This window comes from Streptomyces sp. NBC_01255 (assembly GCF_036226445.1).
Lineage (GTDB): Bacteria > Actinomycetota > Actinomycetes > Streptomycetales > Streptomycetaceae > Streptomyces.
Genome location: NZ_CP108474.1, coordinates 1460831 through 1481504, shown reverse-complemented (window position 1 = coordinate 1481504; position 20674 = coordinate 1460831). Strand labels below are relative to the sequence as shown.

Sequence of the window (20674 nt, the reverse complement as noted above, 5' to 3'; positions counted from 1 at the left end):
AAGAATCATTGCGATTTCGCCCCCCTAGCAGGCAACATGCTAGGAAAAGGGCTGGCAACGGTGGCATGATCGACTGGTGGCCGGGCAACACCGATCAGGGCTCCGGCGGGGCCGGGCAGGACGCGTCAGGGCGCCGGCGGGCCGGAGCGGCAGGCTCCGGGGGCGGGGCGATCCCAGGCGATCCCGGGCGATCTCAGGAGATTCCTGGCGATCCAAGGCGATCCAAGGCGATCCCCGGGCGGTCCGGGGCACGACGAGCGGCAGGACCTGACCGACGTGCGGTCAGGTCCTGCTCGGATGTGCGGGGGAGCGGACGGCCGGCGTGGCCCGGCGCTCGGATCAGGACTGCGGGCCCATGCCCTTCGGGCCGCCGCGGGCCTCGTTGCGGACTTCGACCAGGGTCTCCGCGGCGATGCGCCAGATGTCCGCGGCGAGGTCGATGTTGGAAGTCGCGTGGGCCTGTTGGGCGAGGTTCTGCATACCGCGCAGACCCTCCTCCTCGTGGCCCTCCACGATCCGCAGCCGGTTCTCCAGGACGTCGAGGCGCATCCGGTCGCGGTAAGACATGCGCGGTCCCGTCTGGTCGATCCGGCCCAGCATCGCGCGGGCGTCCATGTACCGGCCCTCGCGGAACGCCAGATCGGCCTTGAGGGAGATCAACTCCTGCTCCAGGGCGGGCGTTCCGGCGAACGGGAGACCGCATTCGATCGCCTCGACGTAGCGCTGGGCGACATCCACCTCGGACGGGACCTTCTGCAGGTGGAGCCTGGCCGCGGCGACGCGGAGCCGGAGCCACAGGACGAGGTTCTCCCGGCTCTGGAACCCGTTCAGCGCCTGGTCGAGCAGGGTTTGGGCCGATTCGAAGTCGCCCTGCCTGACGCGGAGTGCCGCCGCCGTCCAGAGGGCCTCGGCCCACAGGGCGTCGGAGCGTCCCTCGACCAGGGCGAGCAGCTCGTCGGAGTGCGCCCTCGCGTCCGGCAGCCGTCCCGCCTCCGTCTCGACGGAGACGAGGGCGAGGAGGACGAGGACGACGTCCTGCGCGGTGAGTTCGTGCGCCCCCGCCACGCGGTGCGCCGTGACGGCGATGTCGACCGCGCGGACGATGTCACCCGACGAGCGCAGACATCGGGCGAGTTGGGTCAGCGCCCGCACCCGCAGCTCGGGCAGGCCGACCTCGTCGCCGAGGGTGACCAGCTCCTCCAGGTACTCCAGCTCACTGGCGTGCTCGCCGTGCCGGCGCTTCCACTGGGCGAGGAGCCACAGGGCCTGCCAACGCAGGAGGAGGTCCTGGCCGTCGTCGCCCGCCAGCGCCGTCTCCAGGAGCTCGCCCCCGGAATCGGAGTCGATGGAGGTGACGATGGTGAGCGCCTGTGCCAGTGAGACGGTTTGCTGTTCCTCGAACTCGGCGACGTTCACGCCGAGTTGCTTGGTCAGGTGTGCCACGGCACGGTCCGTGGGATTCCGGGCTCCCGACTCCAGGCGGGACAGATAACCGGTGGACATGCCCGCACCGGCGAGTGTCGCCTGAGAGAGGCCGCGTTCACGCCTCAATCGCTTGAGTCTGCGCCCGAATGCAGGCTGTTCCAGCATGTGAAGAGCCCCAGAAGCGAATTGATGGAACAGGTTGGCCCTGATCAACGGCCGACCTTCTTGTGACGCGCAAGACTAACCGGACGGCCTATGGCTTGGCAAGTCGAAGGTAACGCTCCACGGGAGAGCGTCAGGAGTGATTGCCAATTTCTTGGCAACTCCTTGCCTGGCTGCGATCGCTGCACTAGTTTCTGCGGCGACGCCATTTCCTGGCCTCCTCCCCCCAGCTCTCGGCACCGCCTGAGCAGGGGGCCACCCCGGACCGGACCAGGACATCCCTTCACGAGAGGGTCCCCTTGACCGCACCACGCTCCACGGCCCCAGGTGACGCCGCCCGGGACGAACTCTCCCCGTCGTCCCCAGTCCGGGTGAATGTCCTGGTCCTGGCCCTCGCCGGCGCCGTCACCGTCGCCAACATCTACTTTCCGCAACCCCTGCTCGAGGCCATCGCCCAGGGTCTGAAGGTGTCCCAGGACACCGCCGGCATCATCGCCTCGGCCCTGCAGATCGGCTACGCCCTCGGCATCTTCCTGATCGTGCCCCTGGCGGACACGGCGAACGTACGCCGCCTGACGACCGTCCTGCTGGTCCTGACCAGCGGCGGACTGCTCGTCGCCGCGGCCTCGCCCAACATCGTCACCCTGATCGTCGCGACCCTCGCGGTCTCCACGACGACGGTGCTTCCCCAGGTCATCACCCCCGTGGCCGCCGCCCTCGCGGGCCCCGAACGAAGCGGGCACGTCGTCGGCCTCATCGGCCTCGGGCTGACCCTCGGGTCGACCTTCTCCCGATCGCTCTCCGGAGGGGTGTCGGACCTCAGCGGCAACTGGCGCACGGCCTACGTGGTGGCCGCCGTGATGACCGCGGCGCTCCTCCCGGCACTCCGCCGCACCATGCCGGAGCGGCTGGGCGCGGGCCGGGCCCGGCTGCCCTACCGCAAGCTCCTGGCCACGCTTCCCGGGCTGCTCACCTCGCACCGGGAGGTGGTGTTCTCCGCGTTCCTCGGTGCGACGGTCTTCGCCGCCTTCAGCGCCTTCTGGGCAACGCTGACCTTCCATCTGGCAGCACCTCCCTTCCACCAGGGACCTGCCCTCGCGGGGCTGTTCAGTCTGTACGGGCTGCCCGCAGCGCTGCTCTCCGCCTACGCGGGCAGGCTCAACGACCGGCACGGCCCGACCGTGGTCAACGTCTGGGCCTTGGGCTGCATCGCCGCCTCCTTCGCGCTGTTCGCGTTCCTCGGGGCGTCGATGGCCGCTCTGATCGTGGGCAGCAATCTCTTGATTCTAGGCACGAGCAGCAGTCAAGTGGCCAACCAGGCACGGCTTTTCGTCCTGGGTGAGGACAAGGTCGCACGTCTCAACACCATCTTCATGCTGTCGTCCTTCGGCGGTGGCGCGATCGGTTCGCTGGCCGGCGCCGCCGCCTACAGCGACCACGGCTGGACCGGCACGGTGGTCGTGGGAGTCGTATTCATCGTCCTGACCGCAGGGGCTCTCGTCGTGGAACGTGCGATGCGAGTCCGCGGAGCCGATTCGGCTTGATGTTGCCACTCGTCAGGAAATCACTTGCCCGTGCGCGCGCATGCGCTGACACACGCCCTGTGGGGGAATCATGAAGAAGATGTCAAAGAAGTGTCGGCATGTGCGGGAGTCGATACTCCCCGGAGGCCACCGAACCGGCGAGGAGTCGGGGAAATGACCCGCGACCGTTCCCTCGACGTGGCCGTGACCGGTATGGCCGCCCGATTCCCCGGCGGCTCCCTCACCGAATGGTGGGAAGCCCTCAAGGCCGGCCGGGTACTGACCACTCGATTCACACGCGACGAGTTGCTCGGGGCCGGAGTGCCACCGGAACGCGTCGACCATCCCGACTACGTTCCGGTCCGCGGTCACCTCCCCCACGCCGACCGCTTCGACAACGACCTCTTCCATGTCAGCCCGCGGGACGCGGAGCTGATGGACCCCCAGTCCCGCCTCATGCTCGAAGTGGCCTGGGCCGCCCTCGAGGACGCGGGAAGGAATCCGCGCGACGACTCGGTCCGTACCGGTGTCTACGCCTCCGCCAGCGGCAGCACGTACATGCGCGCCATGCTCACCGGCGGCGCCCTGGCACCCACGGCTCTCGACCAGGCACTGCGCGGCACCGAGCCGGACTACCTGGCCACCCGCATCGCCTACAAACTCGGGCTCACCGGGCCGGCGCTGACCGTGCAGACCGCGTGCTCCTCGTCCCTCGTCGCCCTCCACACCGCCGTACAGGCCCTGCTTAACGGGGAGTGCGACCAGGCCGTCGTGGTCGCGGCCGCCGTGGACTTCCCCCAGGCCGGCCATCTGTACGTGCCGGGTGGCATCCTCTCCGCCTCGGGCGTCTGCCGGCCCTTCGACGCCGACGCGGACGGTGTCATCGCCGGCTCCGGAGTGGTGGCCGTGGTCCTGAGTCCGCTCGCGGACTCGCCCGAGGGCGCCGCCCCGCACGGCGTGATCCTCGGCACCGCGATCAACAACGACGGCTCGGCGAAGGCGGGATACCACGCACCGTCCGCCATCGGCCAGGAGGCCGTCATCCGCGCGGCCCTGCACACCGCCGACGTCGACGCCTCCTCCCTCGGCTATCTGGAGGCGCACGCCACCGGAACCCGGGTCGGCGACCCCATCGAGTGGTCGGCCGCCTCGGCTGCCCTCGCCGGTCTGGGCGCCCGTCCCGGACAGGTGGCGGTGGGAGCGGTCAAGGCCAACATCGGCCACCTGGACGCCGCCGCCGGGCTCGCCTCGCTGGTCAAGGCGCTCCTCGTGGTGAAGGAGGGCATCGTGCCGCCGGTGGCGGGCTTCGACGCTCTCAACCCGCTCCTGGAGACGGACGGTTCCCCGCTCTACGTCCCCACCCGGCCGCGCGCCTGGAACGACGCCGCGGGACCGCGACGGGCCGGCGTCAGCTCCTTCGGCATCGGCGGTACCAACGCTCACGCGATCATCGAGCAGGCACCCGAACCCGAAGCCGTGCCCGCCGCGGCCGCCACCATCGACCGGCCGGCGCGCGAGCGCCTCGTGCTGCTCTCCGCCGCCACACCGGACGCCCTCGACCGGTCCGCGGAGCGGCTCGCGGCCCACCTGAGCGAGACGGCCCCCGACCTCACCGACGTCGCGCACACCCTCGCCGCCGCCCGCGCCGAACTGCCGCGCCGCCTCGCGGTCTCCGGCCGCGGCCCGGCCGAGATCGCCGAGCGGCTCACCGGGGGCACGTCGGTGGCGCGCGGCAGCAGTCCCGTCACCGGGCCCGCTCCGGTGGTCTTCCTGCTGCCGGGACAGGGCACTCAGCGACCGGGCATGGCCGTGCCCTTCGCCGAGGAACTCCCCGGCTTCTCCGTCGCGCTCGACACCTGCCTCGCCGCCTTCGCCCCGGAGCAGGCCACCACGCTGCGCCGTGCGCTCCTGGACCCCGAGTTCCCCGCGGCGGAGCTGGAGGCCACGGAACTGGCCCAACCCGCGATCTTCGCGCTCGAGTACGCCGCGGCCACCGCCCTGACCGGGCTGGGCGTGACCCCCGCGGCGCTGATCGGCCACAGCCTCGGAGAGATCACGGCCGCCTGTCTGGCGGGCGTCCTGGAACTGACCGACGCGGCCCGGTTCGTGACGACCCGGGGACGTGCCATGCAGGGCTGCCCGACGGGCGCCATGCTCGCCCTGGGCTGCGGCGCGGCCCAGGCGGAGAAGCTGCTCGCGGAGTTCGGCGGCGCCCTTGAGCAGGCCGCCGTCAACGGACCGGACAACGTGGTCGTGGCCGGAACCGCGGACGAGGTCGAGGCCTTCCGCGCATGGCTCGGCGACCGGGCGTTCTCCCGTCCGCTGCGGACGAGCCACGCCTTCCACTCCGCGCTCGTCGAACCCGCCCTGCCGGAACTCCTCGCCGCGCTCTCCGGCGTCCGTCTCGGCCGGCCCACCGTCCCGATCGCCTCGAACGTCACCGGCCGGATCGTCCCGGCGGGGGCGGAGATCGCCCCCGGGGCGTTCGCCGAACAGGCCCGCCGCACGGTCCGGTTCGCCGACGCCCTCGCCGACGCGGCCGAGCTGTTCCCGGGGGCCGTCGCGGTCGAGGTCGGCCCCGGCCGGGCGCTGTCGGCGCCGGCGGAAGCTGCCGGGCTGCGCACGGTGGCGCTGTCCTCGGCGCGCTCCGGGCACAGCGGCGAGGGACCGCTCGCGGCCCTCGGCGCCCTGTGGACCCTGGGGCAGCCGCTCGACGTGGCGGCCCTCTGCGGCGAGGGCCGCAGGATCCGCCTGCCCGGGTACCCGTTCGCCGGGCCGAGCCGGATCGCACCCGAGGCGCTGGCCGGGACCGCCGGACGCGCGGGCACCCGGGAACGCACCGAGCCCGGGGCGGCGACGTTCCGGCAGGAGCCGGAGACAACCTCGCCCGCGGACAGCGGCCAGACCGGCCAGACCGGCCAGACCGCCCGGACCGGCCAGAACGCACAAGGTACGGCGGACGCGCACGACGCCGTGGTCCGTGCCTGGACCCAGTTCCTCGGCGCGACCGCCCTTATCGACGACTCCGACTTCTTCGACGTCGGCGGCGACTCCCTCCTGATCACACGGGTCACCTCCAGGCTCTCCGAGGAACTGGGCATCGACATCCCGGTGCGGTCGATGCTCGTGGCCCGTACGCTCGGCGGCCAGGCCACCCTGATCAAGGAACTGCTCGCGGCCGGAGCGCCCGAGCCGGCGGAGACCGACTACCTGGAGGTCAACCGCGCGCTGTGGGACGAGCGGGTCCCGATCCACGTCGAGAGCGACCACTACGACGTGGAGGGCTTCCGGCGGGGCGCCGACCCGATCCGGGAGTTCGAGCTGCGTGAGGTCGGTGACGTCACCGGCCTTCGCCTCGCCCATCTGCAGTGCCACATCGGCCTGGACACCCTCGCCTGGGCGCGCCGCGGCGCCCGCGTCACGGGGCTCGACTTCTCCGCCCCCGCGATCGAGCAGGCCAGGAGGTTCGCCGCCGAACTGGGCCTTGACGCACGGTTCGAGACGGCCGACGTCTACGAGTCGGAGGCCCGGCTCGGCAGCCGGGCGTACGACATCGTCTACACCGGCGTGGGGGCGCTCTGCTGGCTGCCCGACATCAGGAAGTGGGCCGAGACGGTCGTCTCCCTGCTCGCTCCGGGCGGGTTCCTCTACCTCTCGGAGTTCCACCCCTTCGCGGACACCCTGGGGTACGACGGACGGACCGTCGTCCACGACTACTTCGACTCCGGTCCGCAGATCAGCGACATGTCCGGAACGTACGCCGACACGAAGGCGTCGACCGAGAACTCCCGGGCCGTCGCCTTCCAGCACGGTCTCGGCGAGGTGGTGTCGGCACTCGTCTCCGCGGGGCTGCGCATCGACTTCCTGAACGAGCACGACATGACAATCTTCCAGAAGTTCCACTCACTGAGTTCGCACGCGGACGGCATCTTCAAGAGCGCCGACGGCAAGCCTCGGGTACCCCTGATGTACTCGCTGCGCGCGACGCTCGACGACCGGCGGGGAGAAGCGCTGTGACCAGTCACGAATCGGCGATCGTGTACGAGGACCGCTACCGTCCCGTGCTGGCGAACCAGCGGTCGGGCGGCACGCTGCGGGCCATCTATCAGGAGGTCTACGGCGAGGAGTACCCGGACGAGGTGGAGCCCTTCGGCTTCGTGACCCTCAGTGACCTCCGGTCGTTCGCGGAGTTCCTGGCCCCGTTCGAGGTGACGAGCCTGCTCGACATCGGCTGCGGGCGCGGCGGTCCGGGACTCTGGGTCGCGCGGGAGCTGAAGGCCTCCCTGACCGGTGTCGACGTCGTCGCCGAGGCGGTGGCGGAGGCCGCGCGGATGGCCGAGTCGTTCGAGGCGGCCCCGGCGGCCGAGTTCCACGCGGCGAGCGCGACGGACACCGGCCTGCCCGGGGACCGCTACGACGGCGCGATGAGCGTCGACGCGCTGTGGATGGTGATCGACAAGACGGCGGCCTTCGCGGAGCTGGCCCGCCTGCTCAAGCCGGGGAGCCCGCTGGTCTTCACGACCTGGGCGCCCTCGCACTTCGACTACTCCTGGTTCCTGGAGCCGGCCGGCTTCGAGGACATCGAGACCCAGCTCGTCGAGGGTTCCACCGAGCGTCAGCTCGCCGTGTACCGGCGCATCCTGGAGTCCAGGGACGCGCTGGCGCGTGAGATGGGGGAGGCGGCTGCCCAGGTCCTCGTGGACGAGGCCGAGGACGCGCCCCGGCTCCTGGAGACGGTGCCCCGGGTCCTCGTCTCGGCGTTCAGGTCCTGAACCGGCCGTGTCGGCGCCCCGCCCGTGGGCGGGGCGCCGACACGGGGGGCGTCACAGCGCGTCACAGCGAGCGGTGCATGATGTGCAGCCCCACATAGCCCTGCGCGGGGTGCTGGAAGCCCTCCGGGAGCGTGCCGAGCACGGTGAATCCGAGTGAGGAGTAGAGCTTCACCGCGTGGGTGTTGGTCTCGACGACCGCGTTGAACTGCATGGCCCGGTAGCCCTGTGCGCGGGCCCACGTCAGGGTGTACTCGCCCAGGGCCCGGCCCACGCCCTTTCCCTGGTGCGCGGGATCCACCATGTAGCTGGCGCTCGCGATGTGCGCGGCGTTGCCGAGATGGTTTCCGTTCATCTTCGCGGTGCCCAGAACCGTGTCGCCGTCGACCGCGACGACGGTACGGTTCGGCGGCGGCAGGATCCACCAGTCCAGGGCCTCCTCCTCACCGAGGTCGACCGGGTACGTGAACGTCTCGCCCGCTGCCACGATCGTGTGGAAGAAGGGCCAGATCGCCGGCCAGTCCGATGCATGGGCTTCCCTGATCAGCATGGGAGAAGCATGCCCTCCCGGACGCCGGGGCGCCATGGTCCGCGAGCTGTTTCCGCCGCCGTCCTCACGCCCTTGGGGAAAGGGTCAGTCAAGGAGACTTGCCAACTACTGGCAAACCTTGCCAGACCGCGACGGCTGTACTAGCTTCCTGGTCAGCGTGAGATGCCTTCGGCCCCCGCGATCAGCCACCCCCTCAACCTCCCACGGAGTTGTCATGCGGAACTTCCCCAGGATCGCCCGCGTCCCCGCCCTGTTGGCCGTGCTCGCCGCGTCCACCCTCGGCATGGGCGCCATAGCCGGCGACATCGGCTGGCCGACCCCGCCGAAGCCCGTTGCCCCCGTCGCCGGTCCCCTCGGCGACATCGGCTGGCCCGCGCCGTAACCCACGGTCCCGCAGCGCCCTCGTACCCCGCAATGGAAAGTGATTCCGATGGCCTCTGACCCAGCCGCCGTAGCGGACGCCAAGACCGCGGTGATCGTGGACGGTTACTCGACCGGCACCTTCCTGCCCCCGGCCTTCTCCAGGCTCGGCATCGAGGTGGTACACGTCCGCAGCACCGCGGAGCCGATGACCTCCATGCTCGCCCCGGATCCCGCCGTATATCGCGAGCACTACCACTGCGGGGACGAGGAGTCCTTCGAGCGGACCGTGGAGGCGCTGCGGGCCCTGAAGCCCGTGGCCGTCCTGGCCGGCCAGGAGCCGGGAGTCCCGCTCGCCGACGCGCTCAGCGAGCGGCTCGGCCTGGCGACGAACGGCACGGCGCTGTCCAGCGCCCGCCGCGACAAGTTCGAGATGGCCGAGGCCCTCCGGGCGGCCGGCATCCACTGCGCCCGCCAGTTCAAGAGCGCGGACCCGGCGGCCATCGTCGACTGGGCGGAGCGCGAGACGTCCTACCCGGTCGTCGTCAAGCCGCTCAGCTCGGCCTCCACCGACCACGTCTACCGCTGCCACGACGCGGCGGAGGTCGAGGCCGCAGCCCGGGCCGTGCTCGCCTCCACCGACATCTTCGACCGGCGCAACACCGAGGCGCTGGTGCAGTCGTTCCTCGAAGGCCCCGAGTACATCGTGGACACGGTCTCCGTGGACGGCGAGCGTTACGTGTGCGGCGTCTGGGAGTACGAGAAGCAGATCCTGCCCAACGGGGCGAACATCTACGACCTCGATGTGCTCCGCGACCCGGCCGAGGAGCCGGTGCCCGAGCTGATCGCCTACGTGGGCACCGTCCTCGACGCCCTCGGCATCCTGCACGGCCCCGCCCACGCCGAGGTGATCATGACGCCCGAGGGGCCCGCCCTCGTCGAGATCGGGGCCCGCCTCAACGGCAACATGAACCCCGGCTTCCACGACATCTGCCTCGGCACCAACCAGGCCGACCTCACCGCGCTCGCCTACGCCCGGCCCTGGGACTTCCGCACCCGCTACGCGGGACACGTCTACTCGCGGCGCCAGGCCGCGGCGGTGCACAACACCCGCACCGATCAGGACGGTCAGGTGACCGACGTCGACCAGGAGACAGTCGACCGGATCGCGGCTCTGCCCAGCGTCCATCTGGTGAGCGTCAAGCTGGCCCCCGGCAAGCGCATCCGGCCCACAGCCGACCTGCTGACCAGCCCGCTCCGCATCTTCATGACCGCTCCCGAGCAGGCCGAGATCCGCGCCGACCACCAGACCATCCAGAGCCTGAAGGACGAGGTGTACCAGGTGGACGAGGCCGGTCGCCGCCCCAGGGTGCTGCTGCTCGGCACCGACAAGTACGTCATGCAGGCGTGCGTACGCCATGACGTCGACGCCGTGCTGATCTGGGGTCCGGGCAGTTACGACTACGGACTCGCCGAGGTCCCGGCCGGCATCACCGTGGTCCGGGTGGACGAGCAGAAGAACCCCGAGGCCATCCTCATGGCCCTGCACCGGGAAGGGCTCGCGGACCTCCCCTTCGACGGTGTGCAGACCTCGGACGAGTGGTCGCTCGTGACGGCGGGCCTGCTCGCCGCCCACCTCGGCTGCCGCTTCGCCGTCGACCCGGCCACCGCTGTGTACTTCAGGGACAAGTCCCTCCAGAAGGGCCGGGTCGCCGCCGCCGGGATCCCGGCCGCCCGGGTGACCGTGATCGACGACGTGCACGATGTCTCGGCTCTCACGGAGCTGCCCTACGAGCGTGCCGTGCTCAAGCCGATCGCAGGAGCGGGGACCGCCAGGACCACGGTCGTCGACAGCCTGGACCGCCTCCGCGAGCTGAGCGACCGCTACCGCGAGGAACACCTCGCCCAGCGCACCTTCGCCCTGGAGGAGTACGTGGGCGGCAGCGGGACCGAGGAGTGGATCGCCGACGGCTTCGTGTACGAGGGCCGGCTGCGGTTCCTCGCGGTCGGCCGCTACGGGCTGCCGTGTCTCACCATGGTCGACGAGCAGCAGGTGCTGTGGATGCGGCACTTCGACCAGAAGTCCGAGGCGTGGGCGTACGAGCGCGCCGAACCTGTCGTCCGCGGCGCCCTCTCGGCGCTCGGCCTGCGGGACGGCCTCTTCCACATGGAACTCTTCCACGACCCGGAGACCGGCCGGCTGACTTTCAGCGAGTGCGCGGCGCGCGGCGGCGGAGCGCTGATCGACGAGCAGGTGATGGCCAAGTTCGGGGTGAACTTCGGGGAGGCCGCGCTGTTCTGCGCGATCGGCCGGCCGCCGGAGGACGAGACCACCTACCGTCCGGAACTCGTCGGCACCAGCTACCTCCCGGGCCGGTCCGGCATCGTCTTCGACTGCCCCTCGCCCGCCGAGCTCCGTGAACTGCCCGGCGTCGAGTTCGCCCGGCTCGAGTTCCCGGTGGGGCAGCGGTTCTCCGCCGACGTCGACAGCACCAATCACCGCATGGGCCAGGTCCTGGTCTCCGCGTCCGACGACGAGGAGCTGCAGGCACGGTTCACCGCGGTACGGGCCTGGTTCGACGAGCGCCTGGTCGTCGCCCCGTACGGGGTGTCTGGCCGAGAACTGCGTGCCTGGCACCGCGAGGTCCTGCGTCCGGACGCCGACTTCAAGGACCAGATGTGGCAGTGACCGAGAAGGGGAACGGGGGACCGGCCCCCCAGCGCCGATCGCTCGCCGACCGGCTGCTGCAACCGGCAGGACCGCGCCGCCTGTTGGCGACGTCGGTCTTCGTGGACGCCCTCGGCAGCGGGATGTTCATGTCGTCCAGCGTGCTGTACTTCACGCGCGTGGTGCACCTCCCCATGTCCCAGGTGGCGTTCGGTCTCTTCGCCGGCGCCATGGTGGGCCTCGCGGCCGGCATCCTGGGCGGCAAGGTCGCCGACCGCTGGGGGGCGCGGGAGACGCAGATCGGCGTGATGGTCAGCGGCACCCTGTTCATGGCCTGCTACCTCCTGGTCGACAGCTTCTGGTCGTACGTCCTCGTCTCCATGCTCATCGGCGTGGTGTTCGCGGCGGACAAGTCCAGCAAGGCCCCCCTGATCCGGGGGATCGGCGGAGACGAACAGGCCGGCTTCCGCGCCTATCTGCGGGCCTCGACCAACCTCGCCGTGGCCCTCGGCGCGCTCGCGGCCGGTGTCGCCATCCAGTTCGACACCGCCCCCGCCTATCTGGCCCTCGTGATCGGCCGGGCCCTCTCGTTCGCCGGCTGCGCCGTCGTCCTGCTGCGCCTTCCCCGGCTGGCCCCGGTGCCCGCACCGGAGCTGAGCGGCCGCTGGGAGGCGCTGCGGGACCGCCCGTACCTGGCGGCGACCGTCCTCAACTGCCTCATGTCGCTGCACTTCGCGGTGCCGACCTTTCTGCTCCCGCTCTGGATCATCGACCACACCGACGCACCGCGCTCGATGGTGTCCGGCGTGCTGATCCTCAACACCGTGCTCGTCATCACCCTCCAGGTGGTGGTCAGCAAGAACGTCGACAACACGGCGGCCGCCGGCCGGAGCATGCGCTGGGCGGGCATCGCCGTCGCGGCCGGACTGCTGCTGATGCTCGCGGCGGGCAGACCCTCCGCCTGGATGTCCGTCGCCCTGCTCCTCACGGCCACGGCCGTCTACACCCTCGGCGAACTGTGGCACTCCGCCGCCGCGATGGAGTACTCCTACGGTCTCGCGGCGCCCCACGCCCAGGGCCAGTACTCGGGCGTCTTCGGCCTGGGCGGCGGAGCCGCCGAGGCCCTCGCCCCCATGGTCCTCGGCGCGCTCGCCCTCGGCCTCGGACAGCCCGGCTGGTATCTGCTCGGCGGGTTCTTCCTCGTCGTCGGCCTCATCAGCGGCCCGCTCGTCCGCTGGGCCGTGCGCACCGCCCCGAAGCGTCCCGTCTCGTCGGCGCCGGCCGCCTGACGGGCACCACAGCCCCAACGCACACCCCTTCCACAACACCACTCACACAGGCACAGGAGATCTCCATGTCGGTCGAGACCCTCACCACGGTCGGTCCCGAGCTGCTCGAACTCGTCCCCGGGCTCCAGTTCGATCACGAGGAGCTGGCCAAGGCCTACCAGCAGTACATCGAGCGCGTGCCGATGCCCGCGTCCGGCAAGGAGGAGGACCGGCTGCGCCGCCTCGGCCTGACGCACCGGGTCGGCGCCGAGGACCCGTGGCGGGACGCCGGCAACGGCCAGTACGACCAGGAGACCGGCGAGAAGAACTTCGAGGAGGCGGAGTTCTCCGTCTTCAACGAGGAACTCGAGGACACGTACTTCCACGAGATCTACAAGAGCCTGCCGTTCCGCCCCGGCCGCATGCGCCTCGTCACCCTGCACCCGGGCGAGATCTACCACATGCACACCGACCACTCCCGGGTCGCCCATATGTCGATCCAGACCAACGAGGACTGCCGGCTGCTCTTCCGTACCGGCCACACCTACCACGTGCCCACGGACGGCCGGATCCACATCCTCAACACCAAGCTCCACCACTCCGCCTACAACGCGGGCGGCTCGGACCGCGTCCACCTGACGATGACGCTGGCCGACTGACGTCCCCAGCCCTCCGTGCCGACCGCCACCGAAGGAGTACCCATGTCATCACGGCCCGCCGAGACGGCCGCAACGGCCGCGCGGGACAGCGCCGGGGGAGAGGAGTTCCGGCAGTGGACCGAACAGGTCCGCGCCGCTCTCCCCGAGCGCCCGCTCGGACTCGGCGGGGACCGCCCGGTCCCCGCCGGCCCCGCGGCCCGGGTCCGGCTGACACTGGACGCCTCCCTTCGCGCGGCGGTCGGCCGGACGGCCCACCGGCACGGAGTGAACCCCCTCACGGTCGGTCTCTCCGCACTCGCTCTGACGCTCGTCCGCCACACTGCCGTGTACCGGCAGGTGATCGCCACCTCCGACGCCGACGTGCCGGTTCTGCTCGACGTACGGGAGGACATGGCGCCCGCCGAGCTGTTCGCCACCGCCCACGCGGCGCTCGGGCGCTCCCGGGACCTCGCCCTGACGCCGGGGCAGGTGCCGGCCGTACCCCTGGAGTTCACCTACGGAGTCCAGGGCCCGGCGACGCCTCCGCTTGCGCCGTCCGCCGCCGGGGACGTCCACTTCGCCCTGCTCCACACGGACGACGGCGGCGCCGAACTGACCGCCGCCTTCCCGGCGGAGCGCTACACACCCGAACAACTGACGGGCTTCCTCACGCATCTGCGGGCGGCGCTCACCGCGCTGACCGAGGAGCCCGGGTCGGGCACGCCGCCGCGTGAACTCGTGCTGCGCGAGCTCGTCCTGCTCGACGCGTCCGCGCGCGAGGAGCTCCTTGCGCTCGGCCGGGGACAGGAGCTTCCCGAGGAGGGCCGGGAGCCGGTCCACACCCGGGTGGCCCGGCTCCGGGCCGAGGACCCGACCGCCCCCGCGGCGGTCTGCGGGGACGACGAGGCCGACCGGGGCGAACTCGACGCCTGGGCGTCGCGCATCGCCTCCCGGCTGCTCGCCGCGGGCGTCGGCCGCGGCGACCGCGTCGGCCTTCTGGCGGAACGTTCCCTCGCCGCCGTGGCCGCCACCCTGGGCATCCTCCGGGCCGGCGCCGCCTATGTCCCCGTCGACCCGGCCAACCCGGACGAACGCGTCGCCTCGGTCCTCACCGACGCCGGCGTCTCGGCCGTGGTGGTCACCGGAAGGCAGACCGAGCGCCTGACCGGATCCCTCGCCCGTGCGGTCGTACGAGCGGACGCACCGGAGCTGCGGACACCGGAGGACGCAGGCGCGAGCGCAGCCGAACACACGGATACGGTCCCGGCCACCGCGGCACCCGAGGACCCCGCCTACCTCATCTACACCTCCGGCAGCACGGGGGCGCCCAAGGGCGTGCTGGTCGAGCACGGCCAGCTGGCGGCCTCCACCCTCGCCCGGCGCCAGGTCTACCCCGGCGCGCCCGTCTTCCTGCTGCTGCCCCCGCTCGCCTTCGACTCCTCCGCCGCCGGCCTCTGGGGCACCCTGACCGCCGGCGGGCGCCTTGTCGTCGCCGGTGAGGACGAGTACCGCGACCCCGACCAGCTCGTCCGGCTCGTCGAGCGGCACCGGGTGACACACCTGCTGTGCGTCCCCTCGCTCTACGGCATGGTGCTCGCCGCCGCGGAACGCGCCGGACTCCACCGGCTCGCGTCCCTGACGACCGTGACCGTAGCGGGCGAGGCGCTGCCCCAGGCCCTTCTCTCCTGGCACCTGGAGGCCCTGCCCGGCACCACCCTCGTCAACGAGTACGGACCGACCGAGACCACCGTGTGGGCCACCCACGGGCGCAGCGACCTCTCCCGCACCACGGACATCGGCGGCCCGGTGCCCGGCGTCCGGCTCTACGTGCTCGACGACGAACGGCGGCTGGTGCCCCGAGGCGTCACCGGAGAGCTGTACATCGGCGGAGCCGGAGTCTCCCGCGGCTACTTCGGACGGCCCGACAGCACCGAACGGGCCTTCCTCGCCGACCCGTTCGCCGCCGACTCCGCCCGGATGTACCGCACGGGCGACCTGGTGCGCTGGAACGACGCCGGCACGCTCGACTTCCTCGGGCGCCGCGACAACCAGGTCAAGATCCGCGGCCACCGGGTCGAGCTCGGCGCGGTCGAGACCGCCCTGCGCTCCTGCCCCGGCATCCGGGAGGCCGTGGTCGTACCGGACTCCGCCCTGACCGGCCTGGTCGGCTTCGTCCTGGCCGACGAGGCCACCGACACCGCCCTCACCCGCAAGGAACTCGCCACCAAGCTGCCGGAGGCCGCCGTGCCCGGGCAGCTCCGCGTCCTGGACGCCTTCCCCGTGACCGCCAACGGCAAGGCGGACCGGAAGGCGCTCGCCGAACTGATCGAGAAGCGTGAGCAGATGAACCAGACCGGCCCTGAGACCAGCACCGCCGCCGCACCGGGGGACACCCTCGCCCAGGTCACCGCCGCATGGGCGGAGGTCCTGAACGTGACCGATGTCCCTCCCACGGTCAACTTCTTCGAGCTCGGCGGCCATTCCCTGATGATGGTCCGGCTCCAGGCAACCCTCGAGCGCCTGACCGGCGTCCGTCCCTCCCCCCTCGACCTCTACCGCTGCACCACCGTGGAGGCGCAGGTGGAGCTGATCCGGTCCGGCGCGGCATCGGCCCCGGCCGGCGGCGCCCGCACCGACGGCAGCGCGGAACGGGTGCGCCGCGCCTGGGCCGCCAGGGCCCGCCGGGCCCGCTCCCTGGACGACGGGCAGGCGCAGCGATGAGCTGGCTGTACTGCCGGACCCCGCGCCCCGAGGCCCCGTACAGGCTCGTCTGCTTCCCCCACGCCGGAGGTTCGGCGCAGTTCTTCGGGTCCTGGTCCGATGCGCTCCCCGGCCTCGAGGTCCAGTCCGTCCTGTATCCGGGCCGGGCGCAGCGCATCGCCGAGCCGCCGCCCGTCGACCTGCGCGGGATGGTCGCCGACATCGCGGAGGCGCTGCGTCCGCTCGACGACAGGCCGCTGGTGTTCTTCGGCCACAGCATGGGCGCGGTCATCGCCTACGAGACGGCCCTGCTGCTCGCGCGGCGCGGGACCCCGGTCCTGCGGCTCTTCGCCTCCGGCTGCCGGGCACCGCACCGCGAGCGCCCCTCGCTCCCGGACGGCGGCGAGTTCACGGAGGAGGCCGTGGTGGCCGCCGTCATGGAACTGGGCGGTGTGGACGCGGAACTGATGGCCAACAAGATGATGCGCGAGCTGGTGCTCCCGTACCTCATCGGGGACCTGCGGATGTTCGAGGCGTACGAGCACCGGGCGGCCGACGTGCTCGACTGCCCGGTCACCGCGATCGCCGGTGACACGGACGAGCACGTCACGGCCGCCGAGGCCGACGCCTGGTCCGTGGTGACGCGCGGTCCGTTCCGGCGTCACCAGCTTCCCGGGGGCCACTTCTACCTGACGGACCACCCGCCGTTCGACCTGATCGAGGAGGCGCTCCGCGAGGAGGTGCCGGCCGTGCCGCCTCGCCAGCGCTGGTGAACTTCCGTACGGGCACCCGTTGCCGCTTACCCGGTGGGGGAGGCGGGCTTGTCGTCGGAGTCGAGGATGGACTCCTCCAGCTTGCGCAGCAGTCGTGCGAGCTGCCGGCGTTCGGAGGGGGACAGGCCGTCGAGCATCCGGCGCTCGTTGTCGAGGTGCTCGGCGAACACGGTGTCCACCGTGGCGAGGCCCTTGTCGGTGAGGCGGGAGTAGACGACCCGGCGGTCGTCGGCGTCCCGTTCGCGGACGATGAGGCCGTCCTTCTCCAGGCGGTCGATGCGCAGGGTCACGCCGGCCGACGACACCAGACCGGAGTCGGCGAGCTGCCCCGCGGTCAGCCGGTGAGGGTGTCCCGCCCGCCGCAGTGCGGTGAGGACGTCGAAGCCGGCCACGGACAGGCCGTGACGCTCGATCGACGTCGTGAGCCGGGTGCTGTAGCGCAGGAAGGAGCGGTGGAGGCGGGCGAGGACCTCCAGCGGGCTGGTGTCCAGCTCCGGCCTCTCCCGCGCCCAGTCCTCGATCACCCGCGCGACGGCGTCACGGTCCGACGGCCTCGATGTAGCCATGCTCTTCCCCTCGTCCGGCGGTCGTCCCCCGACTTCTCGCAGCGCTGAGAATCTTAGCCCTGAGGTGAAAACGCCTGGCAGGCCGCTCCGTGCCGGTCGCCTCAGGTGTTGAGCTCCTCCAGCGTCCGGCCCTTGGTCTCGACGGCGAAACAGGCGATCGCGGCGCCCACCGCGGCCACCACCGCGAGCTGCAGGAAGACGAGGGTCAGGCTGCCGCCCGCTCCGATGATCGCGCCGACGGTCACGGGGCCGAGGATGACGCCCAGCCGGTTCCACACGCCACCGAACGCGGCGCCCCTGGCCCGGTTGGAGGTGGGGTACAGCTCGGGGGAGTACAGGTAGAGCCCGGCGTTGACCGCGTAGAGGAAGAAGGTCGTGCAGGAGGCGAAGACCGCCACCTGGCCGCCCGAGGTCGCGCCGGCCAGGGCGAGCACACCCAGCGAGAGCACGGTGCCGACGAGCGCGCCCGCCAAGGCGGGCCTGCGGCCGATACGGTCGATCAGGAGGGCGACGACGAGCGTGCCGAGCAGACCGGTGACGTTGCTGAGCAGGGTGTAGACGAGGGCGGTGGTCAGGTCCAGGCCGAACGTCTTCGTGTAGAGCGACGGCAGCCAGGTGGAGATGCCGTGGTTGACGTAGTAGGCGACGAACCACAGACCCGAGAGGACCACCGTCCGTCGGAGGTAGCGTCCCCGGAACAGGTCGCTCAGCCGGCCGCGGGACGTCTCGTCGGGCAGGTTCGCGGCGGGAGCGGGGAGCGGCTCGGCGGTGGAACGGGCCACCTCCGCCTCGATGCGCGCGATGACCTCCTCCGCCTCCTGGGTGCGTCCGCGGGCCAGCAGCCAGCGCGGGGACTCGGCGACCTGGCGGGGCAGTGCGGCGGCGAGCAGCACCGGGACGGTGCCGATGAGGAACATCGCGCGCCAGCCGAAGTGGGGGATCACCCATACGGCCACCAGCGTGGCCGCCGCGAGTCCGGCGGGGAAGATCATCTCGTACAGCAGGACGAACCGGCCCCGCTTGTCGGAGCGGGCGATCTCGTTGATGTAGGTCGCGGCGACGGGCACGACTCCGCCGATGCCGAGTCCCTGGACGAACCGGAAGAGCGAGAACGTCTCGATGCTGCCGGAGAACGCGACGGCGAGGCTGGCGAGGCCGGTGATGCCGACGCCCAGGGCGACGGTGCGGACACGGCCGATCCGGTCGCCCAGCCAGCCGGCCGCCAGCGCGCCGAGCAGCATCCCGATGGAGGCGGCGGTCACGGCGAGGGTGGCCTGTCCGGTGGTGAGGTGCCACTCCTTCATCAGGACGGGCAGCGCGGACGCGGCCAGAAGCTGGTCGAACGCCTCGAAGAACGTGACGGCGCCGATCAGGAACCGGACCTTGACGTGCCACCGGGAGTGCGGAAGTCGTTCAAGTCGCGCGGCTATCGAGCCGATGGCCTGCTTGCCGGCCACAGTCGTCATGGAGGGGGTCCTTCCGCGGGCAGGGGAGTTGCCGAGACAGTAGGGGGACATATCTAAGCGGTCAATGGTTAAGCGCCTAAAGATCTCTGTCTCGCGGGCCCGGTAGCCATCATCGACACAGTGAAGGTCGTGCTCAAGGCCGATTCGGCAACGATCTCGACTCGGGGGCTTGCCGAGAAATAGTTAAGCGCTTAGATTTCTAGCGCTTCGACGATTCCGGCCACGGGATCGCGCCGGACTCCGTCCGTGCCCGGAGCCAACTCCCCTTCCGCCGCCCGCCCGGAGGTCCACCCGTGCCGCTCCTTCCCACCGACATCCTGATCGCGGGCCAGTGGCGACGCGGTGCGGGCGAGCCCCTCGACACCGTCGATCCGGCGACCGGACGCGTGCTCGCCACCGTCCACTCCGCCTCCGCCGCCGAGGTCGCCGAAGCGGCCGAAGCCGCGGCGCAGGCGATGGACGACCCCGCCTGGCGGGACATGCTCGCCCACGAGCGCGCCCGTCTGCTGCACCGGATCGCCGAGCTGACCGAAGAGGCGGCGCCCGAGCTCGCCGCCCTGCAGACCGCCGACACCGGCAAGACCCTCGCCGAGACCCGGGCCCTCGCCCTCAGCGCGGCGGCCACCTTCCGGTATACGGCCGCCGCCCTGGAGGCGGCCGAGAACGCGATCACCCCGTCCCGCGGCCCGTACGTCACCATGAGCGTGTACGAACCGATCGGCGTGGTCGGCGCGATCAACCCGTGGAACTCCCCGGTCGCCAGCGACGCGCAGAAGATCGCCCCCGCGCTCGCCGCAGGCAACGCCGTCCTCCTCAAGCCCGCAGCCTGGACCCCGCTGGTCTCCCTCGCCCTCGGGCGGCTGATCACCCGGGCGCTCGACGAGTTCGGCCTGCCCACCGCCCTCCTCTCGGTGCTGCCCGGCAGCGGGAGGATCGTCGGCGACGCCCTCGTACGTCACCCCCTCGTCGCCCGGATCGGATTCACCGGAGGCACCGAGACCGGCCGGTCCATCGCCGCGCTCGCCGGTGAGAAGCTCGTCCCCGCCTCGCTGGAGCTCGGCGGCAAGTCGCCGACCATCGTGCGCGCCGACGCCGACATCGAGCAGGCCCTCGCCGGAGTGCTGTTCGGGATCTTCTCGTCCAGCGGCCAGTCCTGCATCGCCGGCTCGCGGCTCTTCGTGGCACGCGACATCCACGACACCTTCGTCGGCGAGCTCGTCGAGCGGGTCCGCAAGCTGCGCGTCGGCCCGGGCACCGATCCGGCCACCCAGGTCGGCCCCCTGGTGCACCACCGCCACCGCGACTCCGTGGCCGCCTACGTCGACCTCGCCCGCTCCGAAGGGGCGCGCGTGCTGTGCGGCGGCGCGGCGCCCCGGGGGGAGCGGTACCAGGACGGCGCGTACTACCTCCCGACCGTCCTGGAAGGCATCCCCAACACCTCCCGCACCTGCCAGGAGGAGATCTTCGGTCCGGTCCTCGTCGCCCTGCCCTACGACGACGAGGACGACCTGGTCCGCCAGGCCAACGACTCCGTCTACGGACTGGCCTGCGGCATCTGGACCCGTGACCTGCGCGCCGCCTGGCGGATCGCCCGCCGGATCGACGCCGGCACCGTCTGGATCAACACGTACAAGCAGTTCAGCGCGTCCACCCCGTTCAGCGGATGGAAGGACAGCGGCCTCGGCACGGAGAAGGGCCGGGACGCGATCCGCGCCTACCAGCGACAGAAGTCCCTGTACTGGGGCACCTCCGACCTTCCCCTGCCCTGGGCCAACTGACCCGGCACGCCCGCCCGTCTGGAGAGAC

At 71.5% G+C, this 20674-nt stretch carries 14 protein-coding genes; 10 read left to right on the top strand and 4 right to left on the bottom strand.

What is annotated here, in order from left to right:
* Positions 1–339 precede the first annotated feature (339 nt).
* A complete protein-coding gene (locus OG357_RS06320) occupies positions 340–1590 on the bottom strand; it encodes a helix-turn-helix domain-containing protein (RefSeq protein WP_329620198.1) in 1251 nt (416 codons plus the stop codon).
* A gap of 368 nt (positions 1591–1958) precedes the next feature.
* Here OG357_RS06320 and OG357_RS06315 point away from each other — a divergent pair, with 368 nt between their 5' ends.
* The 3 genes from OG357_RS06315 (at position 1959) to OG357_RS06305 (ending at position 7882) form a co-directional block, all read left to right on the top strand.
* Positions 1959–3131 carry an MFS transporter gene (locus OG357_RS06315; protein WP_329620197.1) on the top strand — a complete coding sequence of 391 codons (1173 nt, stop codon included), beginning with the start codon at positions 1959–1961 and terminating at the stop codon, positions 3129–3131.
* Between the two features lie 153 nt (positions 3132–3284).
* A complete protein-coding gene (locus OG357_RS06310) occupies positions 3285–7127 on the top strand; it encodes a type I polyketide synthase (protein ID WP_329620196.1) in 3843 nt (1280 codons plus the stop codon).
* Positions 7124–7882 carry a class I SAM-dependent methyltransferase gene (locus OG357_RS06305; RefSeq protein WP_329620195.1) on the top strand — a complete coding sequence of 253 codons (759 nt, stop codon included), beginning with the start codon at positions 7124–7126 and terminating at the stop codon, positions 7880–7882. Before OG357_RS06310 ends, OG357_RS06305 begins: the two co-directional genes overlap by 4 nt.
* Before the next feature lie 61 nt (positions 7883–7943).
* On the opposite strand, the gene OG357_RS06300 is transcribed toward OG357_RS06305, so the two are convergent.
* Complete coding sequence (locus OG357_RS06300) at positions 7944–8429, bottom strand: GNAT family N-acetyltransferase (RefSeq protein ID WP_329620194.1); 486 nt, start codon at positions 8427–8429, stop codon at positions 7944–7946.
* 214 nt (positions 8430–8643) lie between these two features.
* On the opposite strand from OG357_RS06300, the gene OG357_RS06295 reads away from it, so the two are divergent.
* From OG357_RS06295 to OG357_RS06270, 6 genes are all read left to right on the top strand, one after another.
* Positions 8644–8811, top strand: coding sequence for a hypothetical protein (locus tag OG357_RS06295; RefSeq protein WP_329620193.1), 168 nt, complete (start codon positions 8644–8646; stop codon positions 8809–8811).
* Between the two features lie 48 nt (positions 8812–8859).
* Positions 8860–11478 carry an ATP-grasp domain-containing protein gene (locus OG357_RS06290; protein WP_329620192.1) on the top strand — a complete coding sequence of 873 codons (2619 nt, stop codon included), beginning with the start codon at positions 8860–8862 and terminating at the stop codon, positions 11476–11478.
* The gene (locus OG357_RS06285) at positions 11475–12746 is read left to right on the top strand and encodes an MFS transporter (protein WP_329620191.1); all 1272 of its coding nucleotides are present in this window, start codon (positions 11475–11477) and stop codon (positions 12744–12746) included. The genes OG357_RS06290 and OG357_RS06285 overlap by 4 nt, the downstream gene beginning before the upstream one ends.
* Before the next feature lie 65 nt (positions 12747–12811).
* A complete protein-coding gene (locus OG357_RS06280; protein ID WP_329620190.1) occupies positions 12812–13384 on the top strand; it encodes an aspartyl/asparaginyl beta-hydroxylase domain-containing protein in 573 nt (190 codons plus the stop codon).
* A gap of 42 nt (positions 13385–13426) precedes the next feature.
* Entirely contained in the window at positions 13427–16084 is a 2658-nt protein-coding gene (locus OG357_RS06275; protein WP_329620189.1) for an amino acid adenylation domain-containing protein, read from the top strand.
* A complete protein-coding gene (locus tag OG357_RS06270) occupies positions 16081–16836 on the top strand; it encodes a thioesterase II family protein (RefSeq protein WP_329620188.1) in 756 nt (251 codons plus the stop codon). Before OG357_RS06275 ends, OG357_RS06270 begins: the two co-directional genes overlap by 4 nt.
* Positions 16837–16862: 26 nt before the next feature.
* Here the strand turns inward: OG357_RS06270 and OG357_RS06265 are convergent, their stop codons facing one another.
* Together OG357_RS06265 and OG357_RS06260 are read right to left on the bottom strand one after the other, a co-directional pair.
* The gene (locus OG357_RS06265; RefSeq protein ID WP_329620187.1) at positions 16863–17402 is read right to left on the bottom strand and encodes a MarR family winged helix-turn-helix transcriptional regulator; all 540 of its coding nucleotides are present in this window, start codon (positions 17400–17402) and stop codon (positions 16863–16865) included.
* A gap of 101 nt (positions 17403–17503) precedes the next feature.
* Entirely contained in the window at positions 17504–18868 is a 1365-nt protein-coding gene (locus OG357_RS06260; protein WP_329620186.1) for an MFS transporter, read from the bottom strand.
* 293 nt (positions 18869–19161) lie between these two features.
* Here OG357_RS06260 and OG357_RS06255 point away from each other — a divergent pair, with 293 nt between their 5' ends.
* Positions 19162–20646 carry an aldehyde dehydrogenase gene (locus tag OG357_RS06255; RefSeq protein ID WP_329620185.1) on the top strand — a complete coding sequence of 495 codons (1485 nt, stop codon included), beginning with the start codon at positions 19162–19164 and terminating at the stop codon, positions 20644–20646.
* Positions 20647–20674 lie beyond the last annotated feature (28 nt).